The sequence below is a fragment of the Serinibacter salmoneus genome (genome assembly GCF_002563925.1).
Taxonomy (GTDB): Bacteria; Actinomycetota; Actinomycetes; order Actinomycetales; family Beutenbergiaceae; genus Serinibacter; species Serinibacter salmoneus.
The window spans coordinates 2,785,037-2,805,856 of sequence record NZ_PDJD01000001.1 but is presented as its reverse complement, the minus strand read 5'-3'; the positions used below and the strand labels follow the sequence as shown (position 1 = coordinate 2,805,856).

The window sequence follows — 20,820 nt, the reverse complement described above, 5'->3', positions numbered from 1 at the left end:
CGAGCAGAACGCCCCCACCGCTGAGGCTCTCATGCGGTCGCGGTTCACCGCGTACGCCCTCGGCGACCTGGCCTACGTCGCCCGCACCTGGCACCCGAGCACCAGGCCGGCCGACCTGAGCCCGGACCCCGACACCACCTGGGTCGCCCTGCAGATCGTCGAGACCACCGCGGGCCGAGAGAGCGACGACACCGGTACGGTGCACTTCCGCGCGTCCTTCCGCACCCCGACCGGCCGCGACGTGCTCGAGGAGATCAGCCGCTTCACACGGCAGAACGGCGCCTGGGTCTACGTGGACGGCGACATCCTCACGTGACCCCGGGAACACCCAGCACCCCGCGGGCGTTGATCGGTTCCCGGCACGTGAGAGGACATCCATGACCGCATCCGCCCACCCCGAACCGCTCCCGGACCTCGCGAGCCAGCTCCAGCGCTACTTCGAGCTCGGCATCCCCGCGCTGGCGGGCGTCACGGAAGGCGACCTGGGGGACGCTGCCGCTGACCTCCAGAGCCAGGCGGCGCCGTCGGGCACACCGCTCCTCGCGCTGCACCCGGACCTGATTCCGGCGCGCGCCCTCGCCCCGCTCCTGGCACGCGAGGGCAGGCCGGGATTCGTGGTGGAGGACTGGAGCGACCTGGAGGACTTCACCACCGTCCCCACCGTCGAACTCCCGCCCGCGCCGCTGTACCTGGTGCACGGGATCGACCGGGGCGACCACCTGCGCGGCGCCTCGCCCGAGGAAGCGCTCACCGCGCTCGCCGGGGACGAGCGCAGCCCGCTCACCCTGCACGAGGGCATCAGCTGGCTGCTGCAGGAACCCGGCCGCCTCGAACCCAACCACTGCTTCATGACCATCGCGACCCGCCGCCCCAAACCGCGCGGCGGCTACGACTCGCGCACCCCCGCGCTGTGGATCAGCGGCGGCACCGGGCGCGACGGCGCCGCTCGCCGGGGTGCACCGAAGGTGGGCTGGTGCTGGTGGCGCAACCGGCACACCTGGCTCGGCTTCGCCTCGGCGGCGGGCCGGGCCGGGAAGTAGACCCGCTACAGCCCGAGCGTGTCCTTCGGGACCCGCAGCAGCGCGGCGACCGGGGAGCCGTCGAGCAGGTCGGCGTTGCGGACGGCGTACACGCTGCCGTGCGCGGCCAGCACACGCGCCGCGATCTCGTCCACCACCCCGTAGGTGCGCGGCCCGGGGGAGTCCGCACGCTGGATCGCACCGAACTCGTCGATCGTGCCCTGCGTCTCCTCGTCCATGTCGAAGTGCAGGTCCTCCACCTGGCCGAGGGTCGCGGCCACCGCCACCTCCCGCAGGGAACTGGTGGCGAACCCGTTGCTGCGGCGCGTACCGAAGTGCTCGCGCCAGGCGTCGATCTGCGCGGCATAGGCGGCGTCGAGGAGGTCGCGGGCGTGCGCCTCGGCCGCCTCGGAGTCCAGCGCGGTGGGGTGCGCCTCGATGCGACCCTCCAGCAGGCGGGGATAGGTGTTGATCGCCCGATAGGCCGGGTCCAGATCGGGGGTGGCGGCCAGGATCAGCGGATGCTCGCCGTCGAGATGGCGCAGCACCTCCTCCTGCACCCGGGCCGCCAACCGCTCGCGGCCGGGCTGGTCACCCAGGTTGCCGCGGCCGCGGGGCGCATCGGCCTGCCCGTGGTTGTGGGCGTGCTCCAGCGCGAGGTGGAGGTCGTGGGGCAGATCGAGCGGGATCTCCTGCGCCGGGGCGTCCGGGTGGACCTGCCACAGGCGCTGGTGGTCCTCCGCGAGCCCGAGCACGTAGCCGCCGTGCGGGAAGGTGCGGGCGCGCAGCAGCGCCCCGACGTCGAATCGGTCACTCACCCGCACCCGCGCCTGCACGCGGTTGGCCAGGCGGAAGGCGTGCAGCTCACCGTCGGCGGCGAACAGGGCCATGGAGGTGGACTGGTGGTCCCAGAAGTCGGTGTCCTCCGGCACGGCGTGGAGCGGCGCCAGCGTGGTCTCGATGCGCTCGTGGTCCAGGTCCGCGGCCTCCAGGTGGCGCCGCGCCTCGTCGATCGCGTTGCGCAACTCGATCCGCACGGCCTCGTGCTGCGCCGGCTGCGGGGAGGAGCGCAGGTAGATGCTGACGCTCGCGTCGCTGCGTGCGGTGCTGAGCGTGGTGATGTCCGTGATGCTGGGGAGATCAACTGGAAGCATCTCTCCACGCTAAGCACGTGCCCCGCCACACGTGAAGGGGGTCGCCGGGAATCGGCCGCCACCCTGGCCACCACCCCGGCCGCCACCCTGGCCACCACCCCGGCCGCCACCCGGCCACCACCCCGTCCGCCACAGCCGGGGATCACCGGTATCGCGCGGAACGGAGCAATCTTCGCGACCCTCTTCCGCCCGGGATCACCCGCTGCTCAAACTGACCCCATGAGCTTGATCCGACTCGACCCCCCGCGAGCCGGCGATCTCCCCCCGAAGCAGATCGCCCGCGCTCTGGACCACACCCGCGACTGGGTGGGACCCGATTACCTTCCCGGTGGCGGCAACACCGCGGCGCTGTGGAGCCTGCTCGCGGCCACCGCCGCCTGCGACGTCGCCGTCGCCCGCGCCGTGGAGCCCGTGCTCGACGCCCGCGCCATCCTCGATCAGGCGGGCCTGGCCGACGACGACCTCCCCGGCGACCTGGAGATCGCCAGCACCTGGGGAGTGTTCGCCGCGGAAGGCCCCGGGGAACCGCTGCGCGCCCACCGCAGCGGGCGCGGGTGGCAGCTGAAGGGCACCAAGCCGTGGTGCTCCCTCGCAGCCGACCTCGAGGGCGCGCTGGTCACGGCCCACCTGGACGACGGCGAGCGGCGGCTCTTCGCCGTCGACCTGTGCCAGCCGGAGGTGGAGCCCGCGAGCGGCACCTGGGTCTCGCGCGGCCTGCAGGAGATCCCCTCCCTCGGCGTCAGCTTCCACCAGGCGCCCGCGCTCCCGGTGGGAGAGGCGGGCTGGTACCTCACCCGGCCCGGCTTCTGGTGGGGCGGCATCGGCGTAGCGGCCTGCTGGTACGGGGGCGCCGCCGGGATCGCCCGTCGGGTGCGGGCCGAGGCGCTGGCGCGGCCGGGGACCGAGATGCTCGAGCACGCCCTCGGGCGCGTGACCGCCCGCCTCGCCGAGGCGCGCCGCGCCCTGGAGGAGGGGGCCGACGCCGTGGACGGCACGCCCCGGATGCCCGGGCGCCTGGTGGCGAAACTGGTGCGCACCACCGTGGCCGAGGCGTGTGAGGACGTGATGCGCACCGCCGCGCAGGCCCTCGGGCCCGCGCCCCTGACCCAGGAGGAGGACTACGCCAAGACGCAGGCCGATCTGGCGGTCTACCTGCGGCAGCATCACCCCTGGCGTGAGGCGGTCTCGCTGGGCCGGGCGGTCGCCGAGGGTGAGGAACCGTGGTGAGGTTCGACGCCCGCGAACCCGGCACCCCCGCGGCGGTCTGGCTCAGCGAACCCCGGCTCGAGGACCTGCCGCGGCTCGGCCTGCCGGAGGGCCCCACCCTCGTGCTCGCCGCCCACCCGGACGACGAGACCATCGGCGCGGGTGGCCTGATCGCCGAGCTCGCGCTCCTCGGCCGGCCGCCCCTGGTGGTCATCGCCACCGACGGCGCCGCCGCGGCCGGCGAGGTCGACGGCGCACTCGCCGAACGCAGGGCCGAGGAGCTCCGCGAGGCGCTGGAGCAGCTCGCGCCCGGCCTCGAGCCGGTGCTGCTCGCGCTGCCCGACGGCGAGGTGCGTGAGCACCGCGCAGACCTCACCGCCCGCCTCGCCGCGCTGCTGGAGGAGCAGGAGCCCTCGATCACGACCATCGTGGCGCCCTGGCGGGACGATGCGCACCGCGACCACCGCATCCTGGGGGAGGTGGCTGCGGAGCTCGCCGCCACGCGTGGAACCACCCTGTGGGAGTACCCCCTGTGGATGTGGCACTGGGCCACCCCCGAGACCCCGCAGGTCCCGTGGGCCCGAATGCATCGGCTCCTCCTGCAGGGCGAGGCGGCCGCGCGCCGCGCCCGCGCCGTGGACTGCCACACCTCCCAGGTGACGCCGTCGGCCGCGGGCGAGCCGCCCGTGGTGCCGCACGACCTGCGCCGCATCACGGGTCGGGGCGCGGAGACGTTCGTGGTGACGCGCCCCGAGCGCGACCAGGTGGCCCATGCCCAGCCCGCGCGGACCGGGACCCCGGGCGAGGGCACCCCGGCCGACCACTTCCACGCGGCCTACCGGCGCCGCCCGGACCCCTGGCACCTGCGCACCCGGTGGTACGAGCAGCGCAAGCGGGACCTCACCATGGCCGCGCTGCCCGAGGAACGCTTCGGCCGCGCCCTCGAGGTCGGGTGCTCGGTGGGGGTCCTCACGCAGCGCCTCGCCCGCCGATGTGAGGAGGTGCTCGCGATCGATGTGGTGCCGGAGGCGATCGAGTCCGCGCGCCAGGCCACCCGCGATCACCCGCACGTGCGGCTGGAGGTGCGGGACGTGCGCGAGGGCCTGCCGGCGGGCCCCTTCGACCTGGTCGTGCTCTCGGAGGTCCTGTACTACCTCGGCCCCGAGGCCCTCACCGGACTCGTCGAGGATGCCGCGGCCCAGCTCACCCCTCACGGCGTGGTCCTCGCCTGCCACTGGCGCCACGACGTCGAGCACCACGCCCGCAGCGGGGACGATGCGCACGAGGCGCTCGCCCGCACCCTCGCCGGCGAGGGGATCGAGCGCACCGCGCGCTACGCCGACGCCGATGTGCTGCTCGAGGTGTACAGCCGGGACCCGCGCTCGGTGGCCGTGCGAAGCGGCCTCCTGTGACCGCGCCCGAGGCACCCCGGGACCCGGGCGCGATCGAGGCGATCCGGGCGCTCGCCGTCGTGATCCCCGCCAAGGACGAGGAGGCCCTGCTGCCGAGGCTGCTGACCTCACTGGACGCGGCGCGCGCGGCGCTCGCGCGCCGTCATCCCGAGGTGGAGTGCGTCAGCGTGCTGGTACTGGACGACTGCCGGGACCGCTCCGCCGACCTCGCCGCCGGACGGCTGGAGGCGATCGTGCACCTGGACGCCGGCAACGTGGGCGCGGCGCGCGCCGCCGGGGTGCGCCACGCCGCCTCGCTGCTGGGTACCCACTGGGGCGCGCGGGCCTGGATCGCCCACACCGACGCCGACGGGCGAGTGCCGCCGAACTGGTTGACGGCGCAGGTCGCCGCCGCCAACGCCGGGGCGGATGTGGTGATCGGGACCGTGCGGCCCGACCGCCTCGACCCCCGGCGCCGCCGCGCGTGGCTCGCCACCCGCTCCGCGACCCCCAACGGCCACGTGCACGGCGCCAACCTCGGGGTGCGCGCCGACCTGGACGCGGCCGTGGGCGGGGTGGCCGCCATGACCGAGCACGAGGACGTGGACCTGGTGCAGCGGCTGCGGGGCGCTGGAGCGCGCATCGTGGCGAGCAATGAGGCGGAGGTCGTCACCTCCGGGCGGCTGCACGGCAGGGTCGCGGGGGGCTACGCCGGCTACCTGCGGGAGGACCTGATGGCGCGGCGGGAGGGGGCGTGATGTCCCGCGCCTGTGCGGGGCGGCAGGGCTAGGGTCAGACAGACAGCCTCGTCACCCCAGGAGGAGCCCCCGATGCTCGACAAGCACGCTGCCCTCAAGGGCGCCCAGGCCGCCGTGCCGCAGGACGAGATCACCGACGTCGAGGTGGTCTTCCCGGCCGGCACCACCTCCGCCGAGCTGCTCAGCCAGGGGTTGGGTGACGCCGTCGGGGGAGCGGCCGAGGTGCTCGGCGCCGCCGCCGAGGCGGGCATGGACGCCACCGAGGAGGCCGCCTCCGTGGTGCTCGCCCTCTCGGACAGCGCCCTGTACCTGCTGGGCCGCCACCGGGTGGGGGCCCTGGCCTCCTTCCGGCACCTCACGCCGCTGCACCGGATCCCGCGCGAGCACCTGCACGTGACCTTCGGCCGGGAGGGCGTGCTGCTCGCCGTCACCCTGACCGACACGGCCACCTCCGCCGCCTACACCTTCGAGGTGAAGCCGCTCGGTTCGCGCATTAAGGAGATGCTCGCGCCATTCGTCTGACGCGGCCGGGCATGGACGGGCCACAATGGCCGGGTGACCCGCGTCCTCGCCGTATCCGCCGCCCTCACCGGGGCGCTCCTGCTCGCGGCCTGCTCCAGCCCGGCGAGCGACGGCGCAGCCTCCTCTCCCGCCACGTCACCCGGCAGCAGCCCCACCGCGGCGAGCCAGACCCCCACGGAGGCTTCGCCGTCGCCCACGGAGGCTTCGCCGTCGCCCACCCCGACCCCCGAGCCCACACCCGAGGACGCCACCTTCACGATCCTCGCCGCGGGCGACGTGCTCCCGCACGACAGCGTGCTCGCGGCCGCGGACACCGGCGAGGGCTGGGACTTCACCCAGCTCTGGGAGCCCACCACAGCGTGGGTACAGGCCGCCGATCTCGCGCTGTGCCACCTGGAGGTCCCGATCACCGAGGCGCGTGAGCCGGTCGGCTACCCGGTGTTCGCCTCCCCGCCCAGCCTGGCCGAGGACCTCGCCGCGGCCGGGTGGGACGGCTGCTCCACGGCGTCGAACCACTCCGTGGACCAGGGCTGGACGGGCATCGTGGACACCCTCGATGCGCTGGACGCCGCCGGACTGGGCCACGTGGGGACCGCCCGCAGTGAGCAGGAGGCGGCCGCCCCGCAGCTGTACACGCTGGAGCGTGCCGGGCGCACCGTGACCGTGGCCCAACTCTCCCAGACCTACTCCACCAACGGCATCCCCGTTCCCGCCCAGGCCCCCTGGAGCGTGGACATGCTGGACGGCCCCGCCCTGATCACACAGGCGCGCGCCGCACGGGAGGCCGGCGCCGACCTCGTGCTCGCCTCGCTGCACTGGGGCACCGAGTACACCGACGACCCGATCGACTCCCAGACCCGCCTGGCGCAGGAACTCGCCGCGAGCGGCGAGATCGACCTCGTGATCGGCAATCACCCGCACGTGCCCCAGCGCATGGAGTTGCTCGACGGCGGCCCGGGCGGTGAGGGGATGTGGGTCGCCTACTCGCAGGGCAACTACATCTCCAACCAGGACTGGCGCTGCTGCCGCCCGGAGACCGGGACGGGCCTGTTCATGTGGGCCACCGTGGAGGTTCCCGTGGAGGGCCCGGTGCGCATCAGCGGGCTGGAGTGGACCGCGGTGCCCGGGGACAGCGCCGGGAGTCAGCGGATCTATGCGATGCCGGACCTGCTGGAGGAACGGATCGAGACCCCGCTGCTGACGGTGGAGCGCGAGGAACTGGAGGACCGTCAGCGCCGGGTCGAGGCGGTGATGGGCGAGACCCCGCAGCGCACCGAGGCGCCGACACCGAGCGGACCGGGAGCCGAGGTGGTGCCCCGCGGCTGAGGGAGGAACGCGGGGCACCCGGCTGGGGCGAGCGGGCCCGCTACCCGATCTGCGGTTGGTGGATACCGGCCAGCACGCGCTTGGCCACGTCCTCCCCCACCACCACCGCGACGGTCTCGATGGTCATGCTGATGCGCCCGTTCTTCCCCGTCAGCCACAGCCGCCACCCCTCGCGCTCGGCCTCCGCGCGGAAGACCTCGCCGTGGCCGGTGTGCAGCCCCCGCCACCCGCGGCTGGCGAGGCGGTTCAGGATCAACTCGGTGGCCTCGGGAGAGGGCGCCTCGGCGTCGGCCTCGATGTGGTAACTGCGCTTGATGGAGTCGGGCGTGGGGCCGAGCAGCCAGTGGGTGGTGGCGTCCTGCACGCGGAATCCCACGAGGCGGGACTTGTAGGCACCGACCGTGGCCAGATCCGTGGTGAGGCGGTGCAGACGATCGCGCACCTCGGGGTCCAACGCCGGAAGGTCTGTGCCCACCGGGAAGGTCCGCGACCTGGATTCACTCACCCCGCCTGTGGGGCTCGGAACTGGGTCGTTCGTATGTGAATGAGTACCAAGGGTCATCGTGTTCCGATCTCGGCGCCAGCGCCGACGAGTACGGTCCAACGCCACCGGTCTCGAGCGTTGCTCTCACCCTGAGTATGCACCCCGGACTCACGGATCGGGTAATGCGGGTTGGGCGGACGCAGCAGGGGGAGTCGGCCCTTCCTGCACCACACGTTCCGCAAGCACGCGCAACTTCGTGTTACTGGTCTGGGACCACCGCTTCAGCAGCGAGAAAGCCGCGTCCGCATCGAGTCGGTACCGCTCCATCAGGAGTCCCTGTGCCTGGCCGATCAGCAGGCGGCTCGAGATCGCCGCCGAGAGATCGTCCGCGAGCTTGGAACTGCGCAGCGCCACCCCGGCGTGCACCGAGAGCACGGAGGCCGTCGCGACCGCGTCGGCGTCGAATGCGTCCGCAGCCGAGGAGAAGAGATTGAGAGCGCCCTGCGCCTCCCCGCGGCTCGAGAGCTGCACGGCGAGTATCGACCTGACCCGAGCCTGCTCGTGCGCTGCCCGCCCCCACCTCGGCCACCGCTCGTCCGAGGCCACATCGGAGGAGATGGTCAGGAGGTCACCGTGCGCGGCGTCCAGGCACGGCCCCTCGCCGAGGTCGTACTGGAGCTGGTCCGCCACCCGTGCCATGTCTCCGGTGGGCGCGAGCGTCTCCAGGGTGCGGCGCCGCCTGATGGTCACGCTTGCCGCCTCGCAGCCGGTCACCAGGGTGCGCGCGGCGCGGGTCAGGGCATCCAGCGTGGCATGCAACTCACTCGCGCCGTCGAGTTCGGCGGCGAGGGCAGCCATCGCGGCCGCGGTCGGGTCCAGGGCCACGGGTCCTCACTCTCGCTGGATGTCGGGGGGCGTGCTGGGTGTCAGGGGGACGTGCTGGGTGGCGGGGCGCTGACCGGAGGTCGGGCCGCCGCGCGAGGGTGCCTCTCATTCTAGGTTCTGACGGAATTGCGTCCCTCGCCACCCTCTCCCGCAGCCAGGATTGCCGGCGTACGCGGAACCGCCCGCCGGAGGCGGTCGGGTGGCGCACCGGCTGCCGCGCCGGGACCCGTCAGGTACGGTCGGGAACAGCCACGAAGACCCCCCCAGCGGCCCGTCAGGCCCAAGCGAAAGGGACAGCATGACTGACCGCCCGGCACCTGCGGACCCCGCCGTGGTGCTCTCCGAGGATGAGCTCACCGTCGAGGTCGAAGGAGGTGTGGTGCGCGGATTCCAGGTGGCCGACGCGGTGAGTTGGCGCGGGATCCCGTTCGGCGCCCCGATCACCGGCCCGCGCCGCTGGCTCGGGCCCCAGCCGGTACAGCCCTGGGAAGGCGTGCGGGACGGGTCCCGATTCGGCGCCGCACCGATCCAGCACCTGCCCCCGGATGCGGGCCGTGACGAGCACGTGGGGGAGTACTGCCTCACGGTGAACGTGACCCGGCGAGCCAATACGCGCGAGGGGCTCAAGCCGGTGCTGGTGTTCCTCTACGGCGGCTCGAATGCCAACGGGCGCAGTTCCTACTCCCTGTTCGAGGGCCTTCCCCTGGTGGAGACCGAGGACATCATCTTCGTGACCGGCAACTATCGCGTGGGCCCCTTCGGCTTCACCGATTTCAGCCGGTACTCCACCCCGGAGTACCCCATCGAGGGCAACCTCGCCCTGCGGGACCAGCTCGGCATCCTGCAGTGGGTACAGCGCAACATCGAGGCGTTCGGTGGTGACCCGAACGATGTGACACTCTCGGGGCAATCCGCCGGGGCGCTCGCGGTGACCACGCTGATGACGGTGCCGGCCGCGCAGGGACTGTTCCACAAGGCGATCGCCATGTCCTCCCCGGTCGCGTGCATCACCTCCCAGGAACGCAATGACGACCGCGCCCGGCGCGTGGTGGCGCAGCTCGGGCTCGACGAGGCCGACCCCGCGCCGGGGTTGTTCTCCCGGCCGCTGTTGGAGATCTACGACGCCGCACAGGCCGCGTTGGCCTCGGAACAGGAACACACACCCGGGATGCTCTCCTACGCCAGCGTGGTCGACGGCGACCTGCTGCCGGAGTTCCCGCTCACCGTGCTCGCGCAGGGCCGGGCACACCCGGTGCCGTTGCTGATCGGTACGGTGCTGAACGAGGGCACCCTGTTCGCCGGGGTGAACGCCCCCACGCCTCCGGCCAGCCAGGTGCGGGCCATGCTGTCGGTCACCGATACGGTGCCGGCCACCCGGATCACCAAGGCATACCCCGGGTTCCCCGCGCTCATCGCCTCCAGTGCGCTCATCGGGGACTTCCTGTTCTGGGCCCCGAGCGTGCAGGCTGCCGAGGGGCACGCGAGGGTGGCGCCGGTGTGGATGTACCGGTACGACCACGGCACCTCCGCCGGCACCACGGCCCACATGCTGCCCACGCACGGGATGGACCTGCCCGCGGTCTTCGGGCAGCACTCCCTGCTGAGCAACGTGGCGCACTACTTCTCCACCCGTTCCACCCTGGAGTCGGTCTCCCGCAGCACCCGGCACACCTGGATGGACATGGTCACCCGCGGCAAGGAGCGGTGGGGGCGCTACAGCGCCGAGCACCGCACCACGTTGATCGTGGACCGCACGGTGCGCCTCGAGGAGGACCCGCACCCGGAGCGCCGAGTCGTGTGGGAGGGCTTCGGCTACTACTACGACGCCGCGACGGACGCGCGGGCGCGCGCCCTGCTGCCGGAGGTCTGAGCGCGCCCGCGCGCCTCGCGCCCGCACGCCTCGCGCCCGCACGCCTCGCCGAATCCGTGGCTCGTGCGTTGAGGACGGTGTCGCGGGGCACGTCCCCGGCGCGGGAGGCACGGTTTCGCGGCGTGGTGGCGCGGCGGCGTGGTGGGCGGGGTGTGGCGCAGGGTCTGGCCCTCGCGCGCCGCGCCCTGCTGCCGGAGGTCTGAGCGCACGCGCCTCCCGAGGTCTTGTCCCCGCGATCGTCCTGGTGCCATCATGTCCGCCATGACGGCGCCATACACCCTCCAGGTCGTGATCGACTGTGCGCATCCCCACGTGCTCGCGGACTGGTGGGCGCAGGCGCTGAGATGGGACGTGGAGCCGCAGGACGAGGACTTCATCCGCAGCATGATCGCCCAGGGCCTCGCCACCGAGGAGGACACCACCACGCACCGGGGAGCCCTCGTGTGGCGCTCCGGCGTGGCGATCACCCACCCCGCCGGGTCGCAGGCCACCGGCGGCGCGCCGCGCATCCTGTTCCAGGAGGTGCCGGAGCCCAAGAGCGTCAAGAACCGCGTGCACCTCGACCTGCGCGCCGGCGAGCCGGTGAGCGACGCCGAGCTCGAGCGGTTGCTCGAACTGGGCGCGCAGGGCGTCGGTGCCGGATCGCAGGGTCCTCACCACTGGGTGGTGCTCGCCGACCCGGAGGGCAACGAGTTCTGCCTCCCGGTGCCCGCGGCGCCCTGACGCGCTGACGCGCGGAGCCCGGCGCCCTGACACCCGGTGCCCGCGGCCATCGTGGGTGATGCCGACGGTGAACTCCCGGGTGAAACCCGGACGCGTCGTGACCCCCACCAAGCGGCATCGCGGTATCGGGCATAGCGTCGAGGCATGAGTACGACCCCCCCGGCAAACCCCCGCACCATCATTCGCAACGTTCGCGTGTTCGACGGCGTCGGTCCTGACGTCACCGAGAACGCCGACGTCCTCATCGAAGGCAGCCACATCACGGCCGTCTCCGATTCCCCCGTGGGCGACGCCCCCGGGACCCCGACCGTCGAGATCGACGGCAAGGGCGGCTTCGTGATGCCCGGCATGAGCGATGCGCACGTGCACCTCATGGGCAACTCCAACAGCTACATGGACTTCATCGCCGGCCCCACGGGCATCCTGGTGGGCAACACCATCGCCGAGGCCAAGCGCATGCTGCTGCGCGGGTTCACCACCGTGCGCGACATGGGCGGCGACACGGCCCCGGTCAAGACGCTGATCGACCGCGGCGTCTTTGAGGGCCCCCGCATCTTCCCGAGCCAGGCGATGATCTCCCAGACCTCCGGGCACGGGGACTTCGCCTTCCAGTACGAGACGCCGGAGGTCTTCGGCGGCTCTCCCAGCCGCACCGACAGCATCCTGTTCACCCGGGTGGCAGACGGTCCCGAGCGGGTGCTGACCGCGGTGCGCGAGCAGTTGCGCTCCGGCGCCACCCAGATCAAGCTCACAGCGGGCGGCGGGGCGGCCTCGATGTACGACCCGCTCAGCACCCTGCAGTTCACCCCGGAGGAGCTGCGTGCCGCGGTGGCTGCCGCGAGCGACTACGGCACCTACGTGGCCACTCACGTCTACACCCCGCACGGCATCCGGCGGGTGCTGGACGCCGGCGTGCGCTCGATCGAGCACGGCCACCTCGCGGACGAGGAGACCATCGCCTACGTCGCGGAGAAGGGCGCCTGGCTGTCCATGCAGCCGTTCGCCGAGGAGGACCACCACTACCCGGACCCGAACCGCGCCGCGAAGAACCGCGAGATCTGCGACGGCACGGCCGAGGTGTACGGCTGGGCCGCGAAGCACGGCGTGAAGACGGCGTGGGGGACCGACCTGCTCCTGGAGCCCCAGTCCGCCGCCCGGCAGAGCGTCATGGCTGCACGACTGGGTGAGTTCTTCACCAACGCCGAGGCGCTGGCGATGCTCACCAGCGGCAACGCGGCCCTGTTCGAGATGGCCGGAGAGCGCAACACCTACGCACGCGCGCCGCTCGGTGTGCTGCAGCCCGGAGCATGGGCCGATCTCCTGCTCTTCGATGGCGACCCGCTCGCCGACCTCTCGGTGATCGCGGATCCGGAGCACAACCTCCAGCTCATCGTGAAGAACGGGCAGGTCGTCAAGAACACCCTCCCGGCCGCGACCCCCGCCGCCTGAGATACCCCGCGTGGGACGACGTGAGACAGGAGACCCGCCAGCGCGCTGCGCGTGCAAGGTGGGCCCGGTGCACGATGGACCGGATCTGTCCGCCCGCGGGCCTGCCCACCTGACCCCGTCGTACCCGACCACGCATCACCGAACCCCGGCACCACAAAGAAAGGCAGCATCATGCGAGTCCCCCGCCCCCTGCACCACCTGACGCACCACTCCGACGAGGAGTTGGACGATTCCCTCGAGCTCCGGTCGGTCTTCCTGCGTCCGGGTGAGGCCTCCGAGTTGCCCAAGTACAAGATGCCGGCCGGTCCGAGCCTGCCCGAGACCGCCTACCAGATCGTGCACGACGAGGCGATGCTGGACGGCAACGCGCGCCTGAACCTCGCCACGTTCGTCTCCACCTGGATGGACGACGAGGCGAAGAAGTTGTACGTCGAGGCCGCCGACAAGAACATGATCGACAAGGACGAGTACCCGGCCACGGCCGCGATCGAGGACCGCACCTGGCGGATGATCGCGGACCTGTGGAACGTGCCGGACCCGCAGGACACGATCGGCACCTCCACGATCGGTTCCTCCGAGGCCTGCATGCTCGGTGGTCTGGCCCTGAAGCGTCACTGGCAGGCCAAGCGCAAGGCCGAGGGCAAGTCGATCGAGAAGCCGAACCTGGTGCTCTCGACCGCGGTGCAGGTGTGCTGGGAGAAGTTCTGCAACTACTTCGAGGTGGAGCCCCGCTGGGTGCCGATCTCGGAGGAGCACCTGGTGCTGGACGGCTACGAGCTCGAGAAGTACGTCGACGAGAACACCATCGGTGTAGTCGCGATCATGGGCCAGACCTACACCGGGATGTACGAGCCGGTGAAGGAGATCGCCGCCAAGCTCGACCAGATCCAGGCCGACACCGGCCTGGACGTGAAGATCCACGTGGACGGCGCCTCCGGTGCGATGGTCGCCCCGTTCTGCCAGCCCGATCTGGAGTGGGACTTCCGCGTGGAGCGCGTGGTCTCGATCAACACCTCCGGCCACAAGTACGGCCTGGTCTACCCGGGTGTGGGCTGGGTGGTGTGGCGTAACACCGAGCGTCTGCCGGAGAGCATGATCTTCCACTGCAGCTACCTCGGTGGTGACATGCCCACCCTCGCGCTGAACTTCTCCCGTCCCGGCGCACAGGTGCTGCTGCAGTACTACCAGTTCCTGCGTCTGGGCCGGGAGGGCTACCGCCAGGTCCAGCAGGAGTCGCTGGACGTGGCACAGTTCCTCTCCTCCGAGATCGGCAAGCTCGATGGCTTCGAGCTCATCAGCCGCGGCGACACCATCCCGGTGTTCGCGTGGCGCCTGACGCCCGGTCACACCAAGAACTGGGATCTGAACGACCTGTCCGACCGGCTGCGCATGAAGGGCTGGCTGGTGCCGGCTTACCCGATGGCCGACGACATGGCCGACCTCACGGTGCAGCGCATCGTGGTGCGCTCCGGCCTCAGCCTGGACCTGGCCAAGAAGCTGCTGCGGGACCTGAAGGGTGAGGTCGAGTTCCTCGACTCCCTGGACGCGCCGATGCCGCACGCGGCCGAGCCCACGCAGCAGTTCGCGCACTGATCCCCTGAGCGCCGGGGCCCGCCCGCCGGGGGCGGGTCCCGGCTTCCACCCCGGCACCCCGGCTCCCCGGAGAGGACCCCATGACGACCCTTGCGCCGCACCGACGCCTGCCCGGACTGACGCCGACGGCCGTGAAGCAGAGCTGGGGCTTCATGATCGGCTCGTCGTTCTTCGCGGTGGCCGCCGCGCTCTCGATCGGTGGCGCCAGCGCGACCGTCCCGAACCTGCTGTGCTTCGTCGGCGCGTGGTTCTTCACCGGTGCCGGCCTGATCCAGACGATTCGCAGCGCCCCACGGATGACCACGGTGCCGGGCCGCCCCCACCCGGTGTTGCGCGCGGAGTGGCTGGGTGCCGCGACGCAGTCCTTCGGGACCGTGATGTTCAACATCTCCACCACCTCCGCGCTGTACGCGCGCACCGTGGTGGAGCAGGACCGCTGGGTGTGGTCCCCGGACGCCGGCGGTTCGGTGGCCTTCCTGGTGTCCGGGTACTTCATCCTGGTCGCCTACTCCCACGCCAACGGCACCCTGTGGGCACCCGCGAGCGCCGAGTGGTGGTCGGCCCAGATCAACATGCTCGGCTGCATCGCCTTCGGCTTCTCCGCCGTCGGCGCGTATGTGCTGCCGGACAACAACGTGGTCAACAGCGCTATCGCCAACTGGGGCACCCTGATCGGCGCCATCTGCTTCTTCCTCACCTCCCTGGTGGTGCTGCCCGCCGCGATGCGGGCCCGGCGTCAGGCACCCACCGCGCAGCCGGCCTAGCATCGCCGGTGTGACCGACGGCCCCCGGCGTCGCCGCACCTGGACCGGTGTGGCGGCCCCCTCGGGCTGGCTCTGGTGGCCGTGGCCGCGACGGTGCCGCTCTATCTCGCTCCCGCGCAGGATGATCCCGCGCAGGATGATCCCGCGCCGGCGACGGGCCGGATTCCGCGCTCGCGTGGACGAAGCAGTACGTCTATCAGTCCGCGGCGTTCGTGAAGGCCTGGGTCACGCCGTGTGAGTAGGCGCGGAGCTAGGGCGGGTGGGCTCAGACCACGACCCCGAACAGGCTCCCGACGGCGAAGGTCACCCCGAGCGCGAGCGCACCACCGATGAGGACGCGTACCACGGCGCGGCCCACGGGCGCATCGCCCAGGCGGGCGCCGAGGCCCCCGGTGAGCGCCAGGGCGATGAGAACCGCGACCACGGTGGCGGGGATCTTCGCGGCGCCGGGCACCACCAGGACCGCGAGGAACGGCAGCAGGGCGCCGACCACGAACGCCAGCGCGGAGGCGAGGCCTGCGTGCCAGGGGTTGGAGATCTCCTCGTCGTCCGCGGCCGTGCCGGCCGCGAGCTGGGAGTCGCGCGCCGAGGAGACCGAGACGTACTCGCCGAGCGCCATGGACAGCGCGCCGCCGACCAGGGCGGCCATGCCGGCGGTGATGATCGCGGTGGGGTTCGCCGTGACGGCGGCCACCCCGACCACCACGGCGGCGACGGACACGATGCCGTCGTTGGCGCCGAGCACGCCGGCGCGCAGCCAGTTCAGGCGGGCGTTGCTGGGGCCACGGGGAGCCTCGGGGCCGAGGTTGTGGGTGGGGTCGGAGCCGGGGCCGGTCGGGACCTGAGGCGGGGTCACTGCGGCGCCGGTCACGCCGCGGGAGAGGCCGCCGGGGGAGAGCAGTGAGGTCGTCATGGAATGAATGGAACCACTGTTCGCGGCGCATTTCTAGCAAGGAAAGAATGGCCTGAATTGCCGTGAGGGGAGCCTTTCTCAGGGCAGGCTGACCTTATTCCTGGCGAAGGTCCTCGGCGCGTACAGCGGTCCTTGTCAGGGGGAGGGTGAGGAGCGTGAGGGCTCCTGCGGACGCCGAGATGGCCGCCGTGGCGACGGCGAGCAGTGTCCAGTTCACCATGCGCTGGCTCTCGCCCGCCGTGTGGGCCAATGCTGTGACGGATGCCCATCCCAGGCCGAGCGCGACGGCGAGCGAGACAGCGAGCGTCGTGCCCGTCGCCAAGGCCTGGGCGGACCGCAGGAGGCGCGCCGGGACGCCGACGGCAACCAGGCGCGCTCGCGTCCGTCGCTGGTGGCGGGCGCGGTCGATGCTCGCGAGGGCAAAGATGAGCGCGGCGACCGCGATGCTGGCTGCGGCCACGCTCCACACCACGACGCGGAGGGTGGCTATCTGCTCGTAGGCAGGCAGGGCGGGGACGAAGACCGAGGCGTCGGCGCGCTCGGCGAGCCCGATGATGTCGAATCGAACCCGCGAACCCTGGTCGGCTACCACGGTCAGATGGGTCTCGTCGATCGCCTTGAGTTCCTCGGCGAGCGCGGCGGGAACGAAGAGGTCGTACTGCTCGGGTCGAGGCCAGCGCTGCGTCGACGCCAGGACATCCTGCTCCATCGTGCCGGGGACCTGCAGGGTGATGGGTTCGCCGGTGCGGGTGTTCTCGAGGGCGGCCTGGGTGCCGCGCTCGGGCGAGGTGGCCGCAGCGAGGTGCCGCGGGACATTGGTCGGCCTGATCCACGCGGCCTGCGCGTCGGAGCAGCCGGAGACATCGGCGAGGAGGGCCAGGTCCCGGCACGTACCGACGAACACTCGGGAACAGGACTCCTCACCGTCCGAGCACGGTGATCGCAGCGTCCCGGTGTGCCAGACGCCCTGGACGCCAGCAACGGCCTCGATCTGCGCGGCCAGGCCCGGATCGAGTGGGCTCTCGCCGTTCGGCGCGTCGATCCACACCTCCTGGGGGCCTTGTTCGGCCTGGTGGACGTATCCGGACGTCACCGGATCCGATTCATGGATGCCGAGATAGCCGGCAGCGGAGAGCACCACGAACGACGTGATCCCCAGGCCCGTCACGCGCCGCGCGATCGCGGGACCCTGGGTCTGCACGCTCCGCGCCGCCATCAGGACCGACACCGATGGTGCCCGCACGAGGAGGCCTGCCACGCCGGAGATCACCCAGGGCGTCGCGAGCGCGATGGAGAGCGCGGACGCCACCGCCGCCCCGAACAGGGCCAGGTCCGTCCGGGCGGTGACCTGGTCGGTCGGCGTGGCGAACACCGCCCCAAGAAGGCCCAGCGCGAGAGGGATCGGCACGAGCCGCCATGCCGAGGGGGCGGTGACGGTCGCCTCCGAGGCCGTGGCTGGTCCGCCCGCGAGCCGCCGGATGGGCGCGAGCGCGAGCACGGTGGAGACCACGACCACGCCGAACGCCACGAGGATGGTCCGACTGCCACCGACGATCGGCTCGGCCAGGGCGTCCCGCGCGAGGGCAGTCGTGAGGACTCGAAGGAGTCCAAAGAGTCCGATACCGGCCACGGCGCCCACCGTGGCCGGGAGAAGGTTCTCCACGGCGGCGACCGTGAGCGTGCGCGCCCTGCTCACGCCGAGGAGCATCAGGGAGGCCAGTCGTCGATCGCGCACCTCGGCTGACATGCGCCCGACGGCGAGCAGCAGGGCGATCACGGGCGCGGTGATCAGTGCCAGCAAGGAGGCGATCGGCGCACGCCGCGGATCGGTCTCCAGGGGGTCGGGCGAGGGCGGGAACATGGCATCGGGTAGAACCCACGCCATCGTCACCAGTGCCACGGAGAGGGCGCAGCCCAGGACGACGCTGCCGAACCGCAAGGAACGGCCGGCGCGAGTCAGGCGCAGCCCGAGGTCAAACAGCGCACCCATCAGGAGTCTGCCGCCGGGATCGTCGCCGCGCGCGGAATCCGACCGTCCCGGATCTGCAGATCGCGATCGGCGAAGGCCGCCACCGACAGCTCATGGGTGACCAGGACCACCGCAGCGCCCGTCTCGCGCGCGGCGCCGACGAGCGCCTCCATCACCTGCTCACCGGCGACGGTGTCCAGGGAGCCCGTAGGCTCGTCGGCGAAGACGATTTCGGGGGAGTGCACCAACGCGCGCGCGACGGCGGCGCGTTGCGCCTGCCCGCCGGACACCTCATTCACTCGCCGATCGGCAACCGCGGCTATCCCGAGTGCCTCCAGCAGGCGTCCGGCAGTGTGCCGCGCCCGTACCCGTGAGCACCCCGTGAGCCGGAGGGGCAGCTCGACGTTCTCCGCCAGCGTCAACTCGGGCACGAGATCGCCGAACTGGAACACGAAGCCCATCCGACGCAGTCGTATGCTGGCCCGAACGCTCTCGCTCGCGGTGTCCAGGCGTGACTTCCCGAGCCAGACCTCGCCGTTCGTGGGCCGCAGGAGGCCGGCCAGCAGGTGTAGGAGGGTCGACTTACCCGACCCGGAGGGCCCCATCAAGGCCACGACCTCACCGACATGGACGTCGATATCGACACCTGCGAGGGCCTCCTCCTTGCCGTAGGTGTGGCGCAGGCCTCGCCCGCTCAGGGCTACGTGTGGACCCGGCATCAGTCGCCCTTGGCCATCACCGTGGTCACGCCGGCCTCGAGATCGCTCAAGCGGGCCCCCGCGAGCTCGATCCATCGCAGATCGGCCTGTAGGTGGGCCATCTCGAAGTCCGAGGTGATGCGGTCGACCACGTCTCCGGCGTGGCGTGACCCGGTGAGCTCCCGCATGCGGGACAGGTACACCTCACGCTGACTGTCGAGGATCTGGTTGACCGGGCGCCCGCTCGCCAGCGCGAGCACGACCCGGGTGAAGAGTTCACTGGGCCGACCCGAGGGGAGGTTCGGCGTGGAGAGCCACCGATCGAGCTCGGCGACCCCGTCCGGCGTGATGGCATAGACCTTGCGGTCGGCTCCCTCTCCTGGTTCCAATCCCACCCCGCCCGCTAGCCCGTCGCGCTCGAGTCGTGCCAACGTCGCGTAGACCTGACCGAAGCGCAGCTCGCGCCCGTGCCCGAGGAGTCCGTCGTAGCGACGCTTGAGCGCGAAGCCATGGGTGGAGCCGGCGTCCAACAGGCCGAGGAGTGACATCGGGATGCTCATGACCTGAGTACACCATGGGTATACACCGAGTGCATACCCGCGCGCCGCGGGTCGAGATCAGTCTTCCCGTGGACCCCGGGTGTGCCGGGTGAAGGGCGCGTCCCACCAGTGCGCGACCACAGGGATGACCACCTCCTGGCCGGCGGCCTGGCGCCGCAGCGTGCGGCCCCGCAGGCTGAGCAAGGAGACCACCATCCCCGCGGTGGAGACCACGGTGATCAGCGCCATCGCGCCCAACGACCAGCGGTAGTCGCTCTCGGTGGCACCGCCGGGCCCGGTCAGGGCGTCCAGTACCCATCCCACGGCGACCGACCCGATCATGGCCGCGGAGAATCCGCCGGAGTTCACCAGTCCGGTGGCGGTGGAGACCCGTGAACTCGGGGAGTAGTCGCGGGCGAGGTGGAATCCGATCTGGGAGGCCGGCCCGCCGCACCCGAAGATCGCGAACGCAGCGATCACGGCGGCCGTGGGCGGTGTTCCGGGCCACAGCAGCAGCAGTGCCCACGCGGCCACGTTCCCCAGGGCGAAACCGAGCGCGAGGGCCATGCGCCTGCCGGGGAAACGGCCCGCGAACGGCGCGATGAGGAAACTCGAGACGAGGGTCGCGAGCACCAGCAGCATGAGCATGGTCGCCGCGGCGTCCTGGGTGTAGCCGAGCGCCTGCGTGAGGTAGGGCACCCCCCACACCATCGAGACCACGGCTCCGGAGCCCATCGTGGCCTGATGGGTCCAGAACCCCAGGCGGGTGCCGTGCCCGAGATCCGTGCCGCGCCAGGCCTGGGCGAGATCCTGGAAGGGGGACCGCCAGCCCCGGGGCGAGGCCGCGGCGTCGACCCCCTCGCTGCGATACGGCGCGGCCACCGCGGGCCGCAGGAGGAGCAGGGAGTAGGCGATCGCGAACCCGCCGCTGACGGCGAAGGTCGGCACCCAGCCCACGTCCTGGAGCGCCCACGTCAGCGGGAGGGTCGCGGCGAGGTTCCCCGCCATGCCGAACAATCCCGAGAGCATGGCGAGTACCGCGTACCGCTGCCGCGGGAACCAGACGGCGCACAGGCGCAGGCAGGCGAGGTAGACGGCGGAGTCGCCCACCCCGAGCATGCCGCGGGCCAGGAGCGCCATCGGGTAGGAGGTGGCGAAGGCGAAGGCGATCTGCGCGCTGCCCATCACCAGTGCCGCACCGAGCAGCACCCGCCGCGGACCCCAGCGGTCCAGCAGGATCCCGGAGGGCACCTGCATCAGCGCGTACATCCCGAGCTGCAGGGTGATGAAGGCGCCGAGTTGTGCGGCGGTCAGATCGAGGCGTTCCACGGCCTCTGGCCCGGCCACTCCCAGGGAGGCGCGGAAGAGGACCGCCATGAAGTAGATCCCGCACCCGGTGAGCCAGACGATCCACGGATTCGCCCTCGCGTGCTGGAAGGCTCGGTCGGCGAAGGCGGTCACGGCTTCACAGTCTCCCGCACCCGTGGTCGATCCCGTCGGGCCGTCTCACCGACCACCCGCCCCACGCGCGCGCAGTGCCAGGATGTTCCCACCGCT

The 20,820-nt window shown here is 72.0% G+C and carries 20 protein-coding genes; 12 read left to right on the top strand and 8 right to left on the bottom strand.

The genetic code is table 11. The annotated features are described in order from the left end of the window. The first annotated feature begins 31 nt into the window (after positions 1-31). The gene (locus ATL40_RS12510; protein ID WP_211283123.1) at positions 32-316 is read left to right on the top strand and encodes a YchJ family protein; all 285 of its coding nucleotides are present in this window, start codon (positions 32-34) and stop codon (positions 314-316) included. A 61-nt stretch (positions 317-377) separates the two neighbouring features. Then, a complete protein-coding gene (locus tag ATL40_RS12505) occupies positions 378-1,040 on the top strand; it encodes a DUF5701 family protein (RefSeq protein WP_098469830.1) in 663 nt (220 codons plus the stop codon). 5 nt (positions 1,041-1,045) lie between these two features. On the opposite strand, the gene ATL40_RS12500 is transcribed toward ATL40_RS12505, so the two are convergent. Next, positions 1,046-2,173 (bottom strand): baeRF11 domain-containing protein, encoded by a 1,128-nt coding sequence (locus ATL40_RS12500; RefSeq protein WP_098469829.1) that lies wholly within the window; start codon positions 2,171-2,173, stop codon positions 1,046-1,048. Positions 2,174-2,392: 219 nt separating this feature from the next. Here ATL40_RS12500 and ATL40_RS12495 point away from each other — a divergent pair, with 219 nt between their 5' ends. The 5 genes from ATL40_RS12495 to ATL40_RS12475 all read left to right on the top strand — a co-directional run bounded on the left by ATL40_RS12495 (position 2,393) and on the right by ATL40_RS12475 (position 7,376). Next, complete coding sequence (locus ATL40_RS12495; protein ID WP_098469828.1) at positions 2,393-3,400, top strand: acyl-CoA dehydrogenase family protein; 1,008 nt, start codon at positions 2,393-2,395, stop codon at positions 3,398-3,400. Then, positions 3,397-4,791 (top strand): PIG-L family deacetylase, encoded by a 1,395-nt coding sequence (locus ATL40_RS12490; RefSeq protein WP_169925977.1) that lies wholly within the window; start codon positions 3,397-3,399, stop codon positions 4,789-4,791. Before ATL40_RS12495 ends, ATL40_RS12490 begins: the two co-directional genes overlap by 4 nt. Beyond that, positions 4,788-5,528 carry a glycosyltransferase family 2 protein gene (locus ATL40_RS12485; protein ID WP_098469826.1) on the top strand — a complete coding sequence of 247 codons (741 nt, stop codon included), beginning with the start codon at positions 4,788-4,790 and terminating at the stop codon, positions 5,526-5,528. Before ATL40_RS12490 ends, ATL40_RS12485 begins: the two co-directional genes overlap by 4 nt. Positions 5,529-5,600: 72 nt before the next feature. After that, positions 5,601-6,050 (top strand): hypothetical protein, encoded by a 450-nt coding sequence (locus tag ATL40_RS12480; RefSeq protein ID WP_098469825.1) that lies wholly within the window; start codon positions 5,601-5,603, stop codon positions 6,048-6,050. 33 nt (positions 6,051-6,083) lie between these two features. Then, positions 6,084-7,376, top strand: coding sequence for a CapA family protein (locus ATL40_RS12475; RefSeq protein ID WP_098469824.1), 1,293 nt, complete (start codon positions 6,084-6,086; stop codon positions 7,374-7,376). A gap of 40 nt (positions 7,377-7,416) precedes the next feature. On the opposite strand, the gene ATL40_RS12470 is transcribed toward ATL40_RS12475, so the two are convergent. Together ATL40_RS12470 and ATL40_RS12465 are read right to left on the bottom strand one after the other, a co-directional pair. Further along, a complete protein-coding gene (locus tag ATL40_RS12470; RefSeq protein WP_143556975.1) occupies positions 7,417-7,851 on the bottom strand; it encodes a hypothetical protein in 435 nt (144 codons plus the stop codon). Between the two features lie 177 nt (positions 7,852-8,028). Then, positions 8,029-8,745: a GAF and ANTAR domain-containing protein gene (locus ATL40_RS12465; protein WP_098469822.1), complete on the bottom strand. Its 717-nt coding sequence runs from the start codon at positions 8,743-8,745 to the stop codon at positions 8,029-8,031. A 298-nt stretch (positions 8,746-9,043) separates the two neighbouring features. Here ATL40_RS12465 and ATL40_RS12460 point away from each other — a divergent pair, with 298 nt between their 5' ends. The 5 genes from ATL40_RS12460 (at position 9,044) to ATL40_RS12440 (ending at position 15,144) form a co-directional block, all read left to right on the top strand. After that, positions 9,044-10,615, top strand: coding sequence for a carboxylesterase/lipase family protein (locus tag ATL40_RS12460; RefSeq protein ID WP_098469821.1), 1,572 nt, complete (start codon positions 9,044-9,046; stop codon positions 10,613-10,615). A 261-nt stretch (positions 10,616-10,876) separates the two neighbouring features. Then, positions 10,877-11,338 carry a VOC family protein gene (locus ATL40_RS12455; protein WP_098470482.1) on the top strand — a complete coding sequence of 154 codons (462 nt, stop codon included), beginning with the start codon at positions 10,877-10,879 and terminating at the stop codon, positions 11,336-11,338. A gap of 144 nt (positions 11,339-11,482) precedes the next feature. Further along, positions 11,483-12,787, top strand: coding sequence for an amidohydrolase family protein (locus ATL40_RS12450; protein WP_098469820.1), 1,305 nt, complete (start codon positions 11,483-11,485; stop codon positions 12,785-12,787). A 171-nt stretch (positions 12,788-12,958) separates the two neighbouring features. Beyond that, on the top strand, positions 12,959-14,380 hold the full coding sequence (gene gad, locus ATL40_RS12445; protein WP_098469819.1) for a glutamate decarboxylase: 1,422 nt from the start codon (positions 12,959-12,961) through the stop codon (positions 14,378-14,380). A gap of 80 nt (positions 14,381-14,460) precedes the next feature. Continuing rightward, positions 14,461-15,144, top strand: coding sequence for a hypothetical protein (locus ATL40_RS12440; RefSeq protein WP_098469818.1), 684 nt, complete (start codon positions 14,461-14,463; stop codon positions 15,142-15,144). A gap of 265 nt (positions 15,145-15,409) precedes the next feature. Here ATL40_RS12440 and ATL40_RS12435 read toward each other — a convergent pair whose 3' ends face one another. The 5 genes from ATL40_RS12435 to ATL40_RS12415 form a co-directional block, all read right to left on the bottom strand. After that, on the bottom strand, positions 15,410-16,057 hold the full coding sequence (locus ATL40_RS12435) for a VIT1/CCC1 transporter family protein (protein WP_098469817.1): 648 nt from the start codon (positions 16,055-16,057) through the stop codon (positions 15,410-15,412). Between the two features lie 94 nt (positions 16,058-16,151). Beyond that, on the bottom strand, positions 16,152-18,047 hold the full coding sequence (locus tag ATL40_RS12430; protein ID WP_098469816.1) for an FtsX-like permease family protein: 1,896 nt from the start codon (positions 18,045-18,047) through the stop codon (positions 16,152-16,154). Next, positions 18,047-18,745 (bottom strand): ABC transporter ATP-binding protein, encoded by a 699-nt coding sequence (locus ATL40_RS12425; RefSeq protein ID WP_098469815.1) that lies wholly within the window; start codon positions 18,743-18,745, stop codon positions 18,047-18,049. The genes ATL40_RS12430 and ATL40_RS12425 overlap by 1 nt, the downstream gene beginning before the upstream one ends. Continuing rightward, on the bottom strand, positions 18,745-19,284 hold the full coding sequence (locus ATL40_RS12420; RefSeq protein ID WP_098469814.1) for a PadR family transcriptional regulator: 540 nt from the start codon (positions 19,282-19,284) through the stop codon (positions 18,745-18,747). Before ATL40_RS12420 ends, ATL40_RS12425 begins: the two co-directional genes overlap by 1 nt. Positions 19,285-19,341: 57 nt before the next feature. Beyond that, complete coding sequence (locus ATL40_RS12415) at positions 19,342-20,724, bottom strand: MFS transporter (RefSeq protein WP_098469813.1); 1,383 nt, start codon at positions 20,722-20,724, stop codon at positions 19,342-19,344. Positions 20,725-20,820 lie beyond the last annotated feature (96 nt).

Excerpts from the sequence above, each read along its gene's own strand:
- ATL40_RS12450 (WP_098469820.1), top strand. The coding sequence starts at position 11,483 with ATGAGTACGACCCCCCCGGCAAACCCCCGCACCATCATTCGCAACGTT.
- ATL40_RS12480 (WP_098469825.1), top strand. The coding sequence starts at position 5,601 with ATGCTCGACAAGCACGCTGCCCTCAAGGGCGCCCAGGCCGCCGTGCCG.
- ATL40_RS12435 (WP_098469817.1), bottom strand. The coding sequence starts at position 16,057 with ATGACGACCTCACTGCTCTCCCCCGGCGGCCTCTCCCGCGGCGTGACC.
- ATL40_RS12505 (WP_098469830.1), top strand. The coding sequence starts at position 378 with ATGACCGCATCCGCCCACCCCGAACCGCTCCCGGACCTCGCGAGCCAG.
- ATL40_RS12420 (WP_098469814.1), bottom strand. The coding sequence starts at position 19,284 with ATGAGCATCCCGATGTCACTCCTCGGCCTGTTGGACGCCGGCTCCACC.
- ATL40_RS12495 (WP_098469828.1), top strand. The coding sequence starts at position 2,393 with ATGAGCTTGATCCGACTCGACCCCCCGCGAGCCGGCGATCTCCCCCCG.
- ATL40_RS12440 (WP_098469818.1), top strand. The coding sequence starts at position 14,461 with ATGACGACCCTTGCGCCGCACCGACGCCTGCCCGGACTGACGCCGACG.
- ATL40_RS12425 (WP_098469815.1), bottom strand. The coding sequence starts at position 18,745 with ATGCCGGGTCCACACGTAGCCCTGAGCGGGCGAGGCCTGCGCCACACC.
- ATL40_RS12430 (WP_098469816.1), bottom strand. The coding sequence starts at position 18,047 with ATGGGTGCGCTGTTTGACCTCGGGCTGCGCCTGACTCGCGCCGGCCGT.
- gad (WP_098469819.1), top strand. The coding sequence starts at position 12,959 with ATGCGAGTCCCCCGCCCCCTGCACCACCTGACGCACCACTCCGACGAG.
- ATL40_RS12460 (WP_098469821.1), top strand. The coding sequence starts at position 9,044 with ATGACTGACCGCCCGGCACCTGCGGACCCCGCCGTGGTGCTCTCCGAG.
- ATL40_RS12510 (WP_211283123.1), top strand. The coding sequence starts at position 32 with ATGCGGTCGCGGTTCACCGCGTACGCCCTCGGCGACCTGGCCTACGTC.
- ATL40_RS12500 (WP_098469829.1), bottom strand. The coding sequence starts at position 2,173 with ATGCTTCCAGTTGATCTCCCCAGCATCACGGACATCACCACGCTCAGC.
- ATL40_RS12455 (WP_098470482.1), top strand. The coding sequence starts at position 10,877 with ATGACGGCGCCATACACCCTCCAGGTCGTGATCGACTGTGCGCATCCC.